Here is a 16,394-nt window from a genome sequence, read left to right as displayed (position 1 = left end):
ATAAAGTTTCGAATATTTATGATAATAAAGACAAAGCAAGAGGGGGAGAGGCAAGGATGGAATGCAGCTTTCCTCTTACGGTCGCTGACGTTTTAAGGAGAAAACATTTTGAAAACGCCATTGTTGCCGCTGGAAAAAACGGATTGTCAAGAACAGTAAAATGGGTGCATGTCGTCGAGGTGACGAAAATCAGCAATTTGTTGCGGGGCAAAGAGCTGATTTTGTCCACCGGAATCGGGTGGAGGGAAGATGCTTCACTGTTTTTATCACTGCTTCAGCAGCTGATCGAATGCGATGCCTCCGGGTTGTGCATCGAACTAGGAACATATGCTTCTTCAATCCCTGATGAAGCGCTAAAACTGGCGGATCAGCACGACTTTCCGATCATTCTTTTTCTTGAAGAAGTCCCGTTCGTTGAAATCACCCATGACATCCATACGCATTTGATCAACCAACAATATCAAATGATTTCCCAGCTTGAATCGTATTCCCAAGAGTTGAACAAAAAGCTGTTGACCGTTCATGATCATCGGGAGATTTTAACGTGTTTGCATGATTGTTTAGGCCATCAAGTGGCTTTTAAAATGCAGGACGGGGATGTGGAGTACATTCCGTATCGGCCGAGGCAGAAACGCGAGGCCAACATCTGTTCGAGGAACGGCGGCTGGCCCGTAGATGCGGTCGTCAAGCCGATTTCTTTGTTCGGCGCCGAGTATGCGGAGCTGGCCCTTCTCCCTGACGGCCGCGATGTCAATGAGTTTGACCTTCTCATTTTGGACCGCACCGCGACTGCTTTGGCGCAACACTTATTGCGGAACCTTTATGCCGAGGAGAAACGGCGCACGGAAGAAAACGAGTGGCTGAAAGGATGGCTTGAAGGAGAATACTCAGACCAAGAGATTTCTTCCTTTTTGTTGGATCATCATCCCTCCCTTGACAGCCGTCGGGGAGTTGTGTGGGTTTGCAAGGTGGAAAGGGCTCATCAAAAAGGAAATTTTGATTCGACATATTTCAAGCTTTTATGCCGTTCGCTATTTGAGCAGCGCGGGTTTTTCTTATTTTCTGTGGAGATAGGCCGGCAGCTGGCGTTTATCGCCCTTGATTGGCGGGGTGAGTCCACGTGGAAAAAGCGGGTCGAAGATGGAATTGAATCCATTATGGCGTTAGATTTTGTACGGACGCGTCTTTCCTCCTTGTCCATGGGCGTTGGAACGTTTGTCAGCTCTCTTTCTGCCATGAATCAAAGCTATCGAGCCGCGCTGGAGGCGCTGAAAATTCGAAACCGGTTGAAAGATAAAGCGGCCAGTCCATTTTACGATGATTTGCATTTGTACCGGATGATCACGGTTCTAGATAAATATAGCAATCTGCACGAAACGGTCTGCCAATATTTAGGGCCGATTATCGAGTACGACAGGAAGTACAACGGGAAACTGCTAGAAACGCTCAAGATGTACTTGCAGTGCAACGGCTCGAAACAAGAGACAGCGAAACGGCTGTTTATCGTCCGGCAAACATTGTATCACCGCATAGAGAAATTAGAAAGCTTCCTTGGGCCAGATTTCATGGTGGCCGATAAGCGACTGGCCATTGAGCTGATGATCAAAGCGTACGACTACTTAATGGATGCGGGCAGGATTTCATACGGACTGCGGAATGCGAAGCGTTGGGCCGATTGAGGGTGATCGGACAAGATGCCGGATTCGTGAAAAAGCTTTTCGCTTAAAAATATCCTGCGGTCGCGGTTGGGAGCGAACGCAGTGGTCAAACTGTGGAACAAATGTGTTCACCGTTTTGACACTCTGTCTAATGAATAGCGACAGAAGTTGAGTGATAATGTCTCTAACATGACTCGATTTCAATGGAAGGGAGCAAGAGGTGAGATGAAAACTGAACAAACCCACCATCTGTGGCTCGACAAAGATGACCGATATATTTGGCATTCGATGAAGCCATATAATCCACAAGCAACGTTGATTGCGGCCGAAGCGAAAGGCTGCTGGGTGACGGATGTAGCTGGCAATCAGTATTTGGATGCGATGGCCGGGCTCTGGTGCGTCAACGTCGGCTACGGGCGCGAGGAACTCGCCGAAGCGGCGTATGAGCAGCTGAAGACGCTGGCGTATTTCCCGTTGACGCAAAGCCATCGGCCGGCAATCCAGCTTGGGGAAAAGCTCAACGAACTGTTGGGCGATGAGTATGTCATCTTCTTTTCCAACAGCGGGTCGGAAGCGAACGAAACGGCGTTTAAAATCGCCCGCCAATACCACCAGCAGCGGGGGGAGCATCATCGGTACAAAATCATTTCCCGCTACCGGGCGTACCACGGCAACTCGATGGGGGCGCTCTCAGCGACCGGGCAGGCGCAACGGAAATACAAATACGAGCCGCTTGCGCCAGGTTTCATCCATGTGCCGCCGCCGGATGTCTACCGCGACCCCGATTCAGCCGACGATCCGCGCCAGCTGCGGGCGGTAAAGGCCATTGACGATGTCATGACGTGGGAGTTGAGCGAAACGATCGCCGCGGTCATCATGGAGCCGATCATCACCGGGGCGGAGTGCTCATTCCTCCGGACGGGTATATGAAAGCGGTCAAAGAAGTATGCGAAAAGCACGGCGCCTTGCTCATTGTCGATGAAGTCATCTGCGGCTTTGGCCGGACGGGAAAAGCGTTCGGATTTCTAAACTACGGCGTCAAGCCAGACATCATCACGATGGCGAAAGGCATTACGAGCGCATATTTGCCGCTGGCGGCAACGGCGGTGCGGAAAGAGATTTATGAGGCGTTTAAAGGAACGGAAGAATACGATTACTTCCGCCATGTCAATACATTTGGCGGCCACCCGGCTGCTTGTGCGGTGGCGCTGAAAAACATCGAGATCATGGAAGCGGAGCGGTTGTTTGACCGCTCGCGCGAAGCAGGGGAGCGGCTGCTTGATGAGCTAAAAACGAATTTGGCCGATCACCGGTATGTCGGCGATGTGCGCGGCAAAGGGCTGCTTGTCGGCATTGAACTTGTCGCTGACAAAGCGACGAAAGAGCCGCTCGATGTGGCGCTTGTCAATCAAGTGATCAATCGATGCAAAGAAAACGGCCTCATCATCGGCAAAAACGGAACGACGGTCGCCGGATACAACAACGTGCTCACCTTATCGCCGCCGCTTTGCATCACGGATGATGAACTTTCGTTTGTGGTCCGTGTCTTGACTGGGGCGTTAGCGGCAATGAAATAGAAGGACAAACGCCAGCTGGATCGACAGGCTGGCGTTTTGTTTGCCTTCGTGCAGGCAGTCAAGGGAAAATGGAAGCGAGCGGCTGGTGTTAGGCTTTTGTGTCGGATGAAGAAGGGAAGAAAGGAATTGATTAGATCAACCATTTGGATGTTACAGTATAACCACTAAACTGATACAATTCATAATATGGAACAACAATATCGAAGAACGAAAACAACTGAACGCTATGTGAAATCTCAAAAGAAAACGGGGTGAATCCATGCCGACGATCACACTCAGGCTGGAACTGCACAAACCAACGAAAGCCAAACAAGACATGTATGAACGGATGACAGAAGTGAATACAGCGTTTGCGAATTGGCTGTTAGATCATCCCGAGCTGAATCAAGCGACGAGCAAGATATTCAAAGACTTTTCGCCACAAAAGTTTCCTTCTGCTATCGTGAATCAGACGATTCGAGAAGTAAAGTCCCAAAAGAAAAAATCAGAAGGCAAAGACGTTTCAAAAACGATGGTGTTGCTTTAACAACCAAAACTTAAAAATAGAAAAGAAAGGAGATTTCTACACGGTTGCTTTTCCAACATTGGAGAAAAAAATAGGCGTACCCGTTGTCGTGCGTCCCGATCAACAAACATGGCTTGATCGAATCATAGACGGGACTGCCAAACAAGGAACCGCTGCACTCTATAAAAAGAAAACGAAATGGTACTTGGCTGTCCCGGTCACATTTGACGTCTAACAGCGGGAAAAAACCAAGGTAATGGGCGTTGATCTAGGGCTGCGATATATCGCTGTTGCGAGTGTCGGAACCAAATCGTTATTCTTCAAAGGGAATCCATGCGCCTTCATACGCCGACGATACGCGGCTTTGCGGCGAACGTTGGGCCAAGCGAAGAAGCTTCATATGATTCGCAAAATCGGCCGTAAAGAGTCCCGCTGGATGAAGGATATGAACCACAAAATCAGCCGTCAAATCGTCCGTTTTGCGCTCGCCAACGGTGTTGGCGTGATTCGGATGGAAGATTTGGCGGGGATTCGGAAACGAGCCGCTTCGGCCAAAGAAGCAGGACGAAATCTTCATTCATGGGCGTTCCATCAACTGCAAACGATGATTGCCTATAAAGCGGAAATGGCGGGCATTCGGGTCGAGTGGGTGAATCCGACCTACACCAGCCAAACATGCCGATGCGGGCATCGGGAGAAAGCGAACCGGAACGGCATCCACTTCCGATGCCAAAAGTGCGGATACACCGTCCACGCCGACTTGAATGGCGCGATCAACATCGCCAAAGCGATTTCGGGACTCGCCGCCCAACCTAGAAGGATGGTGATTTAGTGAAAAGTCGCGGAAAACGGACTCCCTTCTCAAATTGAGAAGTCCTGTAAAATCAACGCTTCTCTGTCATCCGAAAGCAACGGGTTCGGCGAAATCGGTCGTTTTTCACCATCCCTCTAGCGCACTGGTCACAGGTGTGCCGCCCATTGGGGTACATCTTAACCCGATGGGACGGGGTGATGACACACCCCTAAACTTGGGCGTTGTCCAAACCAGAAATGGATGAGGACGCGAACGACCCAAGAATCCCACGGCTTTAGCCGTGTGGAGTGTCAAGCTTCATGAACTGCCTTGGGCGCTCGAGCGCATTTTGCGCGGCGAGCTGCGCGGCCGGACGGTCGTGCGGCTGTCCTGATTGGGGAAAATCGCGGTTTTTCCCTTCCAGATATTAGGTCGGGATTCCCTTTTATCATTCTTGGTCGAGGGGGAGAGGAATCTTGAAGAAATTGATCAATGATCCACAGCGCGTAGTGGATGATATGTTGAAAGATTTGTGGCCTCCCATTCTCGGCAAGTGAGACGAATGCAGGGGACGAATGTGATTGTCCGGAAGGAAAGCGGCGAAACAAATGGTCAAAATGGCAAAATAAAATCCCGTTCAAAGAACGTTCTCATTTTGTTTAGCGGGAAGGGGGAAGAGACGTCTCCCCTTCCTTTTTCTTTGGTGCTTCTTACCTGAGCTGATACCGCTCCAGCTCGGAGAAAAAGTCTTTCACAAACCGGTAAAACACTTTCACCGACGGAGCCAATTCGTGGTGGTCGGAGACGATGATGCCGACGTTTCGCTTCACTTGCGGCATTTCAATCGGCACTTTGGCGGCGTAGCGAAGCAAGCTTTCCGACAGGGCGCTCTCCGGCAAGAGGGTCACGCCGATGCCGGCGGAGACAAGCCCTTTAATGGCATCGAGATCTTCGCCTTCCGATGAAATGTTGGGCGAAAATCCAGCTTGGTGGCAAGCGTCAATGACGATTTGATGCAAAATGTATCCCTTTGGGAACGTGACAAACGGGTCGTGGCGCAGTTCGTTTAACACGATCCGATCGCGGCGGGCGAGCGGATGGCTGTTCGGCAGGAGGGCGGCAAACAGTTCAGAAAATAAAATTTCCCCTTTGATGCCGATTTCGCGTGCGGGAATCGGTCCGAGAAAGGCGAGGTCGATCTCCCGCTTTTTCACCGCTTCAATCAAATAATGGTACGATCCTTGGCGAAGGTGAAAAGAAACGTTCGGGTGTTCCGCTTTAAAGGCGGAGATGACCATCGGCATCATATGGCTCGCTAGGCTTGTCGGAAACCCGATTTTAATCGTCCCGCGCTCCGGGTCTAAATATTCTTCGATTTGTTGCTTTGCATCCTCGACCGCCTTTAACACCGCTTCGGCGTGCGGCAAAAAGTGGCGGCCGATGGGGGTGAGCTTCACGTTCCGCCCTTCTCGTTCAAAGAGTTGCACGCCAAGCTCCGCCTCTAAGTTGGCGATTTGCCGGCTGATCGCCGACTGCGCGACATGGAGCGCATCGGCGGCTTCGGAGACGTGTTCGCGCCGGGCGACTTCCACGAAATATTGCAGCTGCCGCAGCTCCATGTTTCTCCCTCCTTTTGATTGATCGCAAAATGCGATGGATTTTATCTAAATTATATATTGTTTATATTAATTTTGAAAACTACAATGAATATTACAGACAATTCGGAACGGGAGGGGAAGGCAGCATGAAACACTACGGATTACCGGAAGTGCAGGGGTTGTATCGCCCGGAATTTGAACATGATGCATGCGGGATCGGGTTTTATGCGCATTTGAAAGGAAAACCGTCGCACAACATTATCGAAAAGGCGCTTCATATGCTTCGCCAGCTTGAACACCGCGGCGGACAAGGGAGTGATCCGGAAACGGGCGATGGCGCGGGCATCATGACGCAAATTCCGCATGAGTATTTTCAAGCGGTGTGCGGAGGGATGAACTTGCCGGAAAAAGGGCGCTACGGGGTCGGGATGTTCTTTTTGCCGGAAAATGAAGAAAAGCGGGAGCGTTATGAAGCGAAATTGAACGAAATCATTGCGCAGGAAGGACAACGGCTGCTCGGATGGCGGACAGTTCCGATCGATCGTGAAAAGCTTGGCAAACTGGCGCGGCAAAGCCAGCCGTTCATCCGCCAAGTGTTTGTCGCGGCAAGCGATGACGTGGCTGATGAGCTGGCGTTTGAACGGAAGCTGTATGTGATCCGCAAACAGTTTGAAAAATGCGTGGAAAACAACGAGTGCTACGTAGCAAGCTTTTCAAGCCGGACGATCGTCTATAAAGGGCTTTTGACGCCGGAACAAATCGATGCATTTTATTTGGATTTGCAAGATGAACGGTTCCGCTCGGCGTTCGCCCTCGTGCATTCGCGCTTCAGCACAAACACGTTCCCGAGCTGGGAGCGGGCCCATCCGAACCGCTATTTGATCCATAACGGCGAGATCAACACGCTGCGCGGCAATGTCAACTGGATGACGGCGCGCGAGAAGCAATTTGTGTCGGAAGCGTTCGGCGCGGATTTGGAAAAAGTCGTGCCGATTTTGGATACGAACGGCAGCGACTCGTCGATTTTGGACAATGCGTTCGAATTTTTCGTTCTTGCTGGCCGGAAGCCGGCCCATGTCGCGATGATGCTCATTCCGGAACCGTGGTTTTGGGATGAGCAGATGGACGACGCGAAAAAGGCATTTTACGAGTATCATAGCTGTTTGATGGAGCCGTGGGACGGCCCGACGGCGATTTCGTTCACGGACGGCAAGCAAATCGGCGCCATTTTGGACCGGAACGGCCTGCGTCCGGCCCGCTATTACGTCACCAAAGACGACTACATTATTTTCTCATCCGAAGTCGGCGTCATTGATGTCGATCCGAACAACATTTTATATAAGGAACGGCTGAGCCCGGGGAAAATGCTTTTGGTTGACCTCGAGCAAGGGCGCATCATCTCCGACCGGGAAATCAAGGAAGAAATGGCTCATGAAAAGCCATATCGCCAATGGATTCACGAGCAAATGATCACGCTTGGCGATCTGGACATTCCGGAGGACGTCGAAGCGCCGAATCAGCTCGTCAAACTGCAAAAAGCGTTCGGCTACACGTTTGAAGATGTGGAAAAAACGATTTTGCCGATGGCGGCGGAAGGAAAAGATCCGACCGGCGCCATGGGCATGGACGCTCCGCTTGCCGTGCTGTCGGAGCGGCCGCAGAGCTTGTTCAACTACTTCAAGCAGCTGTTCGCCCAAGTGACAAATCCGCCGATTGATGCGATTCGCGAGTATGTCGTCACCTCGACGATGACGCTGCTTGGCAAAGAAGGGAACATTTTGCATCCGGACGCCAAAGCGGCGCGGCGCATCCGCTTGGAAACTCCGCTATTGACGAACGAAGAGCTCGCAGCGTTAAAAGCCAATCCGTACCCGGAGTTTGCGTGCGCGGTGCTGCCGACGCTGTTTACCGATGATTTGAAACAGGCGCTGGATGAGCTGTTTGCCCAAGCGGATGAAGCGATCGAAAACGGGGCGTCGCTTCTTGTGCTGTCCGACCGCGGCGTGGATGAAACACATGTCGCCATTCCGGTTTTGTTGGCGACAAGCGGGCTTCACCAGCATCTTGTCCGCAAAGGGACGCGCACGAACGTCAGCCTGCTTGTCGAAAGCGGTGAAGCGCGTGAAGTGCATCATTTTGCGGCGCTTATCGGCTACGGGGCGGACGCCATCAACCCGTACTTGGCGCTGGAGACGATCCGCCAAGCGTCAGAAAACGGCACGATCCCCTTGTCTTACCGTGAAGCGGTGAAAACATATATCAAGGCGGCTGTTGACGGCGTCGTCAAAGTGATGTCGAAAATGGGCATTTCGACGGTGCAAAGCTACCGCGGCGCACAAATTTTTGAGGCGGTCGGCATCGGCAACGATGTCATCGATGAGTACTTTACCGGCACGGCGTCGCAAATCGGCGGCATCGGGCTTGCGGAAATCGCCAAAGAAGCGAAAATGCGTCATGAGGCCGCTTTTGGAGCACGGTACGAAGACGATGTGCTGGATGCAGGCAGCGAGTTGCAATGGCGCCGCAACGGCGAACATCACGCGTTCAACCCGAAGACGATTCATTTGTTGCAGTGGGCATGCCGGAAAAACGATTACAACCTCTATAAACAATATTCGAAACTGGCCAATGAAGAACAGTTGATGTTCTTGCGCAATTTGTTCGATTTCGATTCGAGTCGACAGCCGGTGCCGATTGAGGAAGTCGAACCAGTCGAGTCGATCGTCCGCCGCTTTAAAACGGGTGCCATGTCGTTCGGTTCGATCAGCCAGGAAGCTCATGAGGCGCTGGCGATCGCGATGAACCGGATCGGCGGAAAAAGCAACAGCGGCGAGGGCGGCGAAGACCCATCCCGCTATGTGAAAGATGAAAATGGCGACTGGCGGCGCAGCGCAATCAAACAAGTGGCGTCCGGACGTTTTGGCGTAAAAAGCCATTATTTGGTCAATGCCGATGAACTGCAAATCAAAATGGCGCAAGGGGCAAAGCCGGGCGAAGGCGGGCAGCTTCCGGCCAACAAAGTGTACCCGTGGGTCGGCAAAGTGCGCGGCTCGACGCCGGGAGTGGAATTGATTTCCCCGCCGCCGCACCATGACATTTACTCGATCGAAGATTTGGCCCAGCTCATTTACGACTTGAAAAACGCCAACAAAGACGCGCGCATCAGCGTCAAGCTCGTCGCCAAAGCCGGCGTTGGCACGATCGCCGCTGGTGTGGCGAAAGGGAACGCCGATGTCATTGTCATCAGCGGCTATGACGGCGGCACGGGCGCTTCGCCGAAAACGAGCATCAAACATGCCGGCCTGCCGTGGGAGCTTGGGTTGGCGGAAACACACCAAACGCTCATGCTCAACGGCTTGCGCGACCGCGTCGTTCTAGAAACCGACGGCAAACTGATGACCGGCCGCGATGTCGTGATGGCGGCGCTGTTTGGCGCTGAAGAATTCGGGTTTGCGACTGCGCCGCTTGTTGTTCTCGGTTGCGTCATGATGCGCGTCTGCCATTTGGATACGTGTCCGGTCGGCGTAGCGACGCAAAATCCGGAGTTGCGCAAAAAGTTCACCGGAAAGCCCGAACATGTCGTCAACTTTATGTACTTTGTCGCTCAAGAAGTGAGGGAAATTATGGCGGAGCTCGGCTTCCGAACGATCGACGAAATGGTCGGCCGCGTTGATTTGTTGAAGGTAAGCGAGCGGGCGAAAGCACATTGGAAAGCGAAACATCTCGACCTGTCGCGTCTTCTGTACCAAGTTGATGGACCGCGCACTTGCAGTAAAGGGCAAAACCATCGTTTGGAAGAAACGCTTGATTATACAGATATTTTGCCGGCGGTGCAACCAGCGTTGGAGCGGCAGGAGCCGGTCGAACTTCACCTTGCCATCCGCAACGTCCACCGCACGGTCGGGGCGATGACGGGAAGCGAAATCTCGAAACGTTATGGTGAAGATGGGCTGCCGGACGATACGATCCGCCTCCATTTCACCGGATCGGCCGGGCAAAGTTTTGCGGCATTTGTGCCGAAAGGGATGACGCTCGAGCTCGTCGGCGACGCGAACGACTACGTCGGCAAAGGACTTTCGGGCGGCAAAGTGATCGTCCGTCCGCCGCATGAGGCGCCGTTTGCCGCAGCGGACAATGTCATTATCGGCAACGTCGCTTTCTATGGAGCAACAAGTGGTGAAGCGTACATTCGCGGCCGCGCCGGCGAGCGGTTCTGTGTGCGCAACAGCGGCGTCCATGCCGTCGTTGAAGGAGTCGGCGACCATGGCTGTGAATATATGACCGGCGGCCGCGTCGTCATCCTTGGTTCGGTTGGCAAAAACTTCGCCGCTGGCATGTCCGGGGGCATCGCTTACGTTCTCGCTGATGAAGACAGCTGGCAGCAAACCGCCAACTTTGAGCTCGTCTCGTTTGAGCGGCTCGAAGACGAGGAAGAAATTCGCGACGTGCGTCGGATGGTCGAAAACCATTACCGCTATACGGGAAGCCCGCGGGCGGCGTTAGTGCTCGAAGAGTGGGATGCGTATATCCTCCGGTTTGTCAAAGTTATTCCGCGCAACTATAAACTGATGATGGAAACGATTCAAACGCTCGAGCAATCTGGGTTTTCACATGAAGAAGCCGTCATGGTGGCGTTTGAAACGGTGGCGAAACGGAAAAAAGCGGCTGCCGTCGGTGTCCATATGTTGCAAGCGGCCGCGAAATAAGGTCTTCCTTTCGGACGGCTGTGGCATGGCGGCGCTGCTTTGGCCCCGTGGCCGCGCGGGGCTCGCTTTTTGACTGGCCTAACAGGCGGGAAGGCCGCATCGGGGAGAAGAGAGGACGTGTACGGAAAGAAGGAGGGGAACCATCGTGGGAAAAGCAACAGGGTTTATGGAATATGCACGCGAGGAAGAAAAAAAGCGCGACCCGCTTTCCCGTCTTGATGATTGGAAAGAATATACACAGCCGTTTTCGGAAGAGGTGCTGGCCCGCCAAGGCGCCCGCTGTATGGACTGTGGCACGCCGTTTTGTCATATGGGATTGGAGCTGAACGGCCTTACTTCGGGGTGTCCGGTGCACAACTTGATCCCAGAATGGAACGACTTGGTGTACCGAGGCCGCTGGAAAGAAGCGCTTGACCGGCTTTTAAAGACTAACAACTTCCCAGAATTCACCGGCCGCGTCTGTCCGGCGCCGTGCGAAGGATCGTGCACGGTGGCCATTTCCGACCCAGCGGTTGCGATTAAAGGAATCGAACGGGCCATTATTGATAAAGGGTTTGCCGAGGGATGGGTGAAACCGCGTATTCCGAAGACGCGCACGGGGAAAAAGGTGGCCATCGTCGGCTCCGGCCCGGCCGGGTTGGCCTGCGCTGACCAACTCAATCAAGCCGGCCATTCGGTGACGGTGTATGAGCGGGCTGACCGCATCGGCGGCTTATTGATGTACGGCATTCCGAACATGAAGCTGGAAAAGGAGATTGTAAAACGGCGGGTGCGTCTGCTCGAAGAGGAAGGCATCACGTTTATGACGAACACTGAAGTCGGCAAAGATATTACGGCTGACGAACTGCGTGCTCAGTACGACGCCGTCGTCTTGTGCATCGGTGCGCAAAAGCAGCGCGATTTGGCCATCGAAGGCCGGGAGCTTGAGGGGGTCCATTTTGCGATGGATTATTTGACCGGCGTGACGAAAAGTTTATTGGATTCGAATTTTGCCGACGGCCAGTTTATCGATGCCAAAGGAAAACGTGTCATCGTGATCGGCGGCGGCGACACGGGTGCTGACTGCGTGGCGACCGCGCTGCGCCAAGGCTGTAAAAGCGTCGTCCAGTTCGGCAAACACCCGGCTTTGCCGGACAAGCGCCCGGACGATAATCCGTGGCCGCAATATCCGCTCGTCTTTACGCTTGACTACGCGTATGAAGAAGCAAAAGCGAAATTCGGCGCCGACCCGCGTCAATATTGCATTCAAACAAAGAAAATCGTTGGCGACGAGCACGGCCGCGTGAAAGAACTGCATACGATTCAAATGGAAAAAATCATCGATGAAAACGGCAAAGCGATCTTTCAAGAAATTCCGGGGACGGAACAAGTATGGCCGTGCGATTTGGTGTTTATCGCCATCGGGTTTGAAGGGCCAGAGCAGCCGTTGTTGAAGCAGTTTGGCGTTGAAACGACCAACAACAAAGTGAAAGCTCCTTACGGCAAATATACAACCAACGTCGAAGGGGTGTTTGCGGCTGGCGACGCACGCCGCGGCCAAAGCTTGATCGTCTGGGCCATCCATGAAGGACGGGGGGCGGCCCGTGAAGTCGACCGGTTCCTGATGGGAGAGACGAAATTGCCGTAATGGTTGTTTCCTCCTTAAAAAGCGCCGCTTTTTTAAGGAGGATTTTTTTGTTTTGCTGGAAAAGAAATATAAGGAGGAGAGTGGTGCTCAACATGAATCGACGATTATGGGTCACGTCGGTCATAGGCTTTGCCCTTTTTTTGCTTGTTTGGGCGGCGATGGCCAATGGGTTGACAAAGGCCATCGATCAAGGTGGGCTGCGGTTGTTTGATTCATGGCAATGGTTTGATCCGTTCACCTTCTTGGGCAATGGGAAAACAATCGGCGCGATTAGCGTGATGTTGGTCATCTGTTTATGGTTTTTTCGGCGCGATGTGTATGGGATGGTGTTAGTAGCAGTGGCTGTTGGCGGGGGATATGGCATCAATGAGTGGCTAAAACATATCATTGGACGGGCTCGACCGCCTCATGCTGAAATCGGCGGGTTCAGTTTTCCAAGCGGCCATGCGATGATTGGGACGATTTACTTGTTGCTTTTGGCGTACTTTTTGGCGCAAACGCGCATGAAGCGCGGCGAGCGGGCCGCGATTTACGGCGTTTTTGGAGCGCTTGCCCTGTTGACCGGCTTAAGCCGGTTAAGTCTGCAAGTGCATTATCCGTCTGATGTGCTCGGCGGGTTTTTGCTTGGGGGTGCCTACGTATCGGCCTGCCTTGCTCTTTACCGCACGCTCGTCAAGCGGCGCGAGCGTTTATAGTACGATTATAGTTAGAGAATAACAAAAAACGATTTTTGTCCCATTTTTGTCGGTTGTGAAGTGGATTTGCGGCTTTATGCTGGGTCTTGACGCTGTCGAAAGGAAGGAGAAAATCTCTTTTTCTTATACATACTATCGTGTTTATCGGGATAGTGATACAATGGGAGAAAGGAGGTGAAACGATGGGACAAGCCGAACTAGTGCAAATGATGGCCGAACTGCTTGACCAAAAGCTGTATCCCGTCCATGTCCGGCTCGATCGAATCGAAGGAAATGTCCGAGCGCTTCAGGAAGGACAGGCGCGTCTGGAAGGAGAAGTGCAAGCGCTCAAGGAAGGGCAAGCGCGCCTCGAAGGAGAAGTGCAAGCGCTCAAGGAAGGGCAAGCGCGCCTCGAAGATGAAGTGCAGTTGCTGCAGAAGGGACAAGTCCGCTTGGAGCAACGGCTTCATCGGGTTGAGGATGATGTGCGTACCTTAAAAGTGGATATGGAAGCAGTGAAAGGCGACGTTCAAACATTGAAAACCGACATGGATGAAGTGAAAGGCGACGTTCAAACATTGAAAACCGATATGGACGCGGTCAAGGATGATGTTCAAACATTGAAAGAAGGACAGCAACGGCTTGAAGAAAAAGTGGACTACCTTGCTACAGAAATGCGGAGCCACTTCCGCCACATCGAAAACATGCTCCATAAGCATCAGGCTGCTCTTGATATGGCTTCGCGCGAATTCTCTTCCAAACAGACATCCATCGATTATTTGATGAAAAAAGTCGCAGAGCATGATATGGAAATTTTCCACTTAAAAAATTATCTCCAACCATAATGTTCTTCACCGCAACAAAGAAAAAGCCGAGAAGGCCGGTGGCAACTAGGAAAATGCGATTGAATATGGAATAAGGCGTGTTTCACTGGTCTTCTAGACAGCTTTTTCAGCATATGTTATAGAAAACATCAAGTTACAAGGGGGAAGCGATATGGCGGCCCGTATCGTGAAAACGGGGTATGCGTTGGCGTTTTTGTGCATCATTGCCGGTATTGTTTACTTTTTTGCCGCCAACTGGCCTGAGATGGGACGTGAGGCGAAAGTCGGGATCAGCATCGGCGTGATGGCGGCATTTTACATCGCAAGCGCGGCGCTTTTGGGCCGCCATCGTTTTTTAGGGCGCTGGATGTTGATCGGCGGGGTGTTGTCATTTGGCATCGCATTGGCGTTGCTTGGACAAATTTACAATTCGCACGCTGACAGTTATTGGTTGTTTCTTGCCTGGCTTGTGCCGACTGCTGTGCTGGCGTCACTGACAAAAGAACGGCTGCTGTCGGTTATCGCCCTTGGTTTGTTGCAACTTTCGTGCTGGTTTTATTATTTTCCGTCCGCTTATCGGATTGAGTGGACGGAATGGTCATCGTTTGGTCTGCTCTTATTGTTTGCAGCGATCAATGGCGTGCTGATTGGTGTCAGCCGTACGCCGTTAGTCGCCCATCTCGCTTATATGGCCATGCATGGCTGGCTGCTTGCTGTTGGAGTGACCGGTTTTTCATATGGACGCGACGCATGGTGGCCATACGTTTATGCGGTGTTGCTTGCCGGGCTGCTTTATTATTTTCTTGTCATCGCCAAGCAGCGGTCGTATGTGTTGTTGACGAGTTTGTTTGCCGGACTGTTTTTGTTGATTCAATACATTCGCCTGCTCGCTGATCATTTTGAAACGTGGTTGCTTCTTATTGGTCTTATGGCAGCCGCTGCTGTGCTATACGGCGGCATTGTGCTATTGCGGCGGACTGGGCTGTTTTCAGCGGAGACGAAAGCCGGGAGGCGGTTTTTGGCGGCGTTTCAAGCCATTGTCACGCTGGCGGCTTCGGCATTGGCAACGGCGAGCCTGCTCGGCTTGTATTTGCTTTGGGCGGAGTCATGGTCGCCGTATGTGCTCTTTTTCATCTCCATTTTTGGGTTTGTTGTTCCCGCCTCGCTTGGGTGGCGCTGGAATGCCGCGGTTCGTTATACACTGCTTGCTGTCGGATATGGGCTTGGATTGACGATGGCGTGGGAGGTGTCTTGGGCGGCGCTGTTCATCTATGCCATCGGGCTTGCTATCGGGTTGGTCCGCTCGTCAGACAGTGGGGTGCGCCGGCTGACGACGGTGGCGCTGACGCTATACTTGGGAATCGGAATGGATTTGGTCATGGATGACGGACGAAAGGCGTTGCTCGTGCTGGCTTTCGTCAACGGCGGGCTGTATGCGTATGGACGCTGGAGTGGAACGCCGTTTCTCACTCCGCTTGTCTTGGCGTTTGGCGCACTTGGGATCGCGACCAGCGTTGATGTATTTGCGGCTGATGGACTGTACGCGGCTCTGAATATCGCCATGATTGCTGCACTTGCCTTCTTTCTTTTTCGCGGGCGGCGGCTGGAGCGAAAGGTCGCTTCGGTGTATTTCGTGCTTTATCTTGTGCTGAAATATTATGAACTGGCGTGGAATTTGCTTCATAAATCGGTCAGTTTGCTCGCCGCGGGAGTTGTGTTGCTCGCATGGGCGGTTTGGCTGGAGAAACGAAATGGCTTCACATGGACTGGAGGAGTGCGCTGGAGCCGGCGCGTTTCGCTGCTTGTGCTCGCTGTTGTGGTCGCCCAATTTTCATTCTTAGGTTATACCGTGTGGCAAAAGGAGCGACTATTGCAATATGGTGATGTCGTGAAGCTTGAGATTGAACCGTTGGACCCGCGCTCGCTGTTGCAAGGAGATTATATCGAGCTTCGGTACGATATTTCCACAATTCCGTCGCTTGACGGCAGCGGACGGGTGCAAGTCGGGTTGCGAAAAGGAGGGGACGGGGTGCATCGTTTTGCTGGAGTATATGCGGTCAATGGGGAAAAAAGGCCGGGATACAAGCCGCAGCCGGGGGATGTGATCATCACTGGCACGTTTCACGGCCCGCAAGTGGTGTATGGCATTGAATCGTATTTCGTTCCAGAAAAAACGGGGATGAAACGGCAAGAACATGCTCGGTTTGCCTATGTGCGTGTGAGCAAAAATGGCGATGCACTGCTTAAGGCGATCAGCGCAAAATGAGCCCGCCAGAGAGCGGGCTCCGCGTTAGGGGCGTTTGTTTTTTGGTTGTTTCCATGAATCACTGGATGCGTCATATGACAAGCAAACGAAAGTCATAGGGGTAAACCTTGGGCTGCGATACATCGTTGTGGCAAGGGTGGAACAAAAATGGACGAGGACGCTAACG

Annotated in this window: 7 protein-coding genes and 2 pseudogenes; 8 read left to right on the top strand and 1 reads right to left on the bottom strand. The window is 52.6% G+C overall.

Features of this window, described 5'->3' with window-relative positions; genetic code table 11:
- Nucleotides 1-56: 56 nt before the first annotated feature.
- From BJQ97_RS10335 to BJQ97_RS10325, 3 genes and pseudogenes are all read left to right on the top strand, one after another.
- Nucleotides 57-1,679: a PucR family transcriptional regulator gene (locus BJQ97_RS10335; protein ID WP_160156507.1), complete on the top strand. Its 1,623-nt coding sequence runs from the start codon at nucleotides 57-59 to the stop codon at nucleotides 1,677-1,679.
- Between the two features lie 204 nt (nucleotides 1,680-1,883).
- Nucleotides 1,884-3,235: pseudogene (locus BJQ97_RS10330) on the top strand (aminotransferase).
- 259 nt (nucleotides 3,236-3,494) lie between these two features.
- Nucleotides 3,495-4,572 (top strand): annotated as a pseudogene (locus BJQ97_RS10325) (RNA-guided endonuclease TnpB family protein).
- 671 nt (nucleotides 4,573-5,243) lie between these two features.
- Here the strand turns inward: BJQ97_RS10325 and gltC are convergent.
- Nucleotides 5,244-6,152 (bottom strand): glutamate biosynthesis transcriptional regulator GltC, encoded by a 909-nt coding sequence (gltC, locus tag BJQ97_RS10320; RefSeq protein ID WP_160156506.1) that lies wholly within the window; start codon nucleotides 6,150-6,152, stop codon nucleotides 5,244-5,246.
- Between the two features lie 125 nt (nucleotides 6,153-6,277).
- Here gltC and gltB point away from each other — a divergent pair, with 125 nt between their 5' ends.
- From gltB to BJQ97_RS10295, 5 genes are all read left to right on the top strand, one after another.
- Complete coding sequence (gene gltB, locus BJQ97_RS10315; RefSeq protein WP_160156505.1) at nucleotides 6,278-10,837, top strand: glutamate synthase large subunit; 4,560 nt, start codon at nucleotides 6,278-6,280, stop codon at nucleotides 10,835-10,837.
- Between the two features lie 145 nt (nucleotides 10,838-10,982).
- A complete protein-coding gene (locus tag BJQ97_RS10310) occupies nucleotides 10,983-12,464 on the top strand; it encodes a glutamate synthase subunit beta (RefSeq protein ID WP_160156504.1) in 1,482 nt (493 codons plus the stop codon).
- 92 nt (nucleotides 12,465-12,556) lie between these two features.
- Nucleotides 12,557-13,159 carry a phosphatase PAP2 family protein gene (locus BJQ97_RS10305; RefSeq protein WP_160156503.1) on the top strand — a complete coding sequence of 201 codons (603 nt, stop codon included), beginning with the start codon at nucleotides 12,557-12,559 and terminating at the stop codon, nucleotides 13,157-13,159.
- Between the two features lie 182 nt (nucleotides 13,160-13,341).
- Entirely contained in the window at nucleotides 13,342-13,983 is a 642-nt protein-coding gene (locus tag BJQ97_RS10300) for a hypothetical protein (RefSeq protein WP_160156502.1), read from the top strand.
- Nucleotides 13,984-14,134: 151 nt separating this feature from the next.
- Nucleotides 14,135-16,228 (top strand): GDYXXLXY domain-containing protein, encoded by a 2,094-nt coding sequence (locus BJQ97_RS10295; RefSeq protein WP_160156501.1) that lies wholly within the window; start codon nucleotides 14,135-14,137, stop codon nucleotides 16,226-16,228.
- Nucleotides 16,229-16,394: the final 166 nt, after the last annotated feature.

Source organism: Geobacillus sp. TFV-3 (assembly GCF_009901865.1).
In the GTDB taxonomy this organism is placed as follows: domain Bacteria; phylum Bacillota; class Bacilli; order Bacillales; family Anoxybacillaceae; genus Geobacillus; species Geobacillus thermoleovorans_A.
The sequence above is the reverse complement of the archived record's forward strand: the minus strand, read 5'-3'. Positions and strand labels throughout refer to the sequence as shown.

Coding starts and splice junctions, on each gene's coding strand:
- BJQ97_RS10300 (WP_160156502.1), top strand. CDS start 13,342: ATGGGACAAGCCGAACTAGTGCAAATGATGGCCGAACTGCTTGACCAA.
- BJQ97_RS10295 (WP_160156501.1), top strand. CDS start 14,135: ATGGCGGCCCGTATCGTGAAAACGGGGTATGCGTTGGCGTTTTTGTGC.
- gltB (WP_160156505.1), top strand. CDS start 6,278: ATGAAACACTACGGATTACCGGAAGTGCAGGGGTTGTATCGCCCGGAA.
- BJQ97_RS10305 (WP_160156503.1), top strand. CDS start 12,557: ATGAATCGACGATTATGGGTCACGTCGGTCATAGGCTTTGCCCTTTTT.
- BJQ97_RS10335 (WP_160156507.1), top strand. CDS start 57: ATGGAATGCAGCTTTCCTCTTACGGTCGCTGACGTTTTAAGGAGAAAA.
- gltC (WP_160156506.1), bottom strand. CDS start 6,152: ATGGAGCTGCGGCAGCTGCAATATTTCGTGGAAGTCGCCCGGCGCGAA.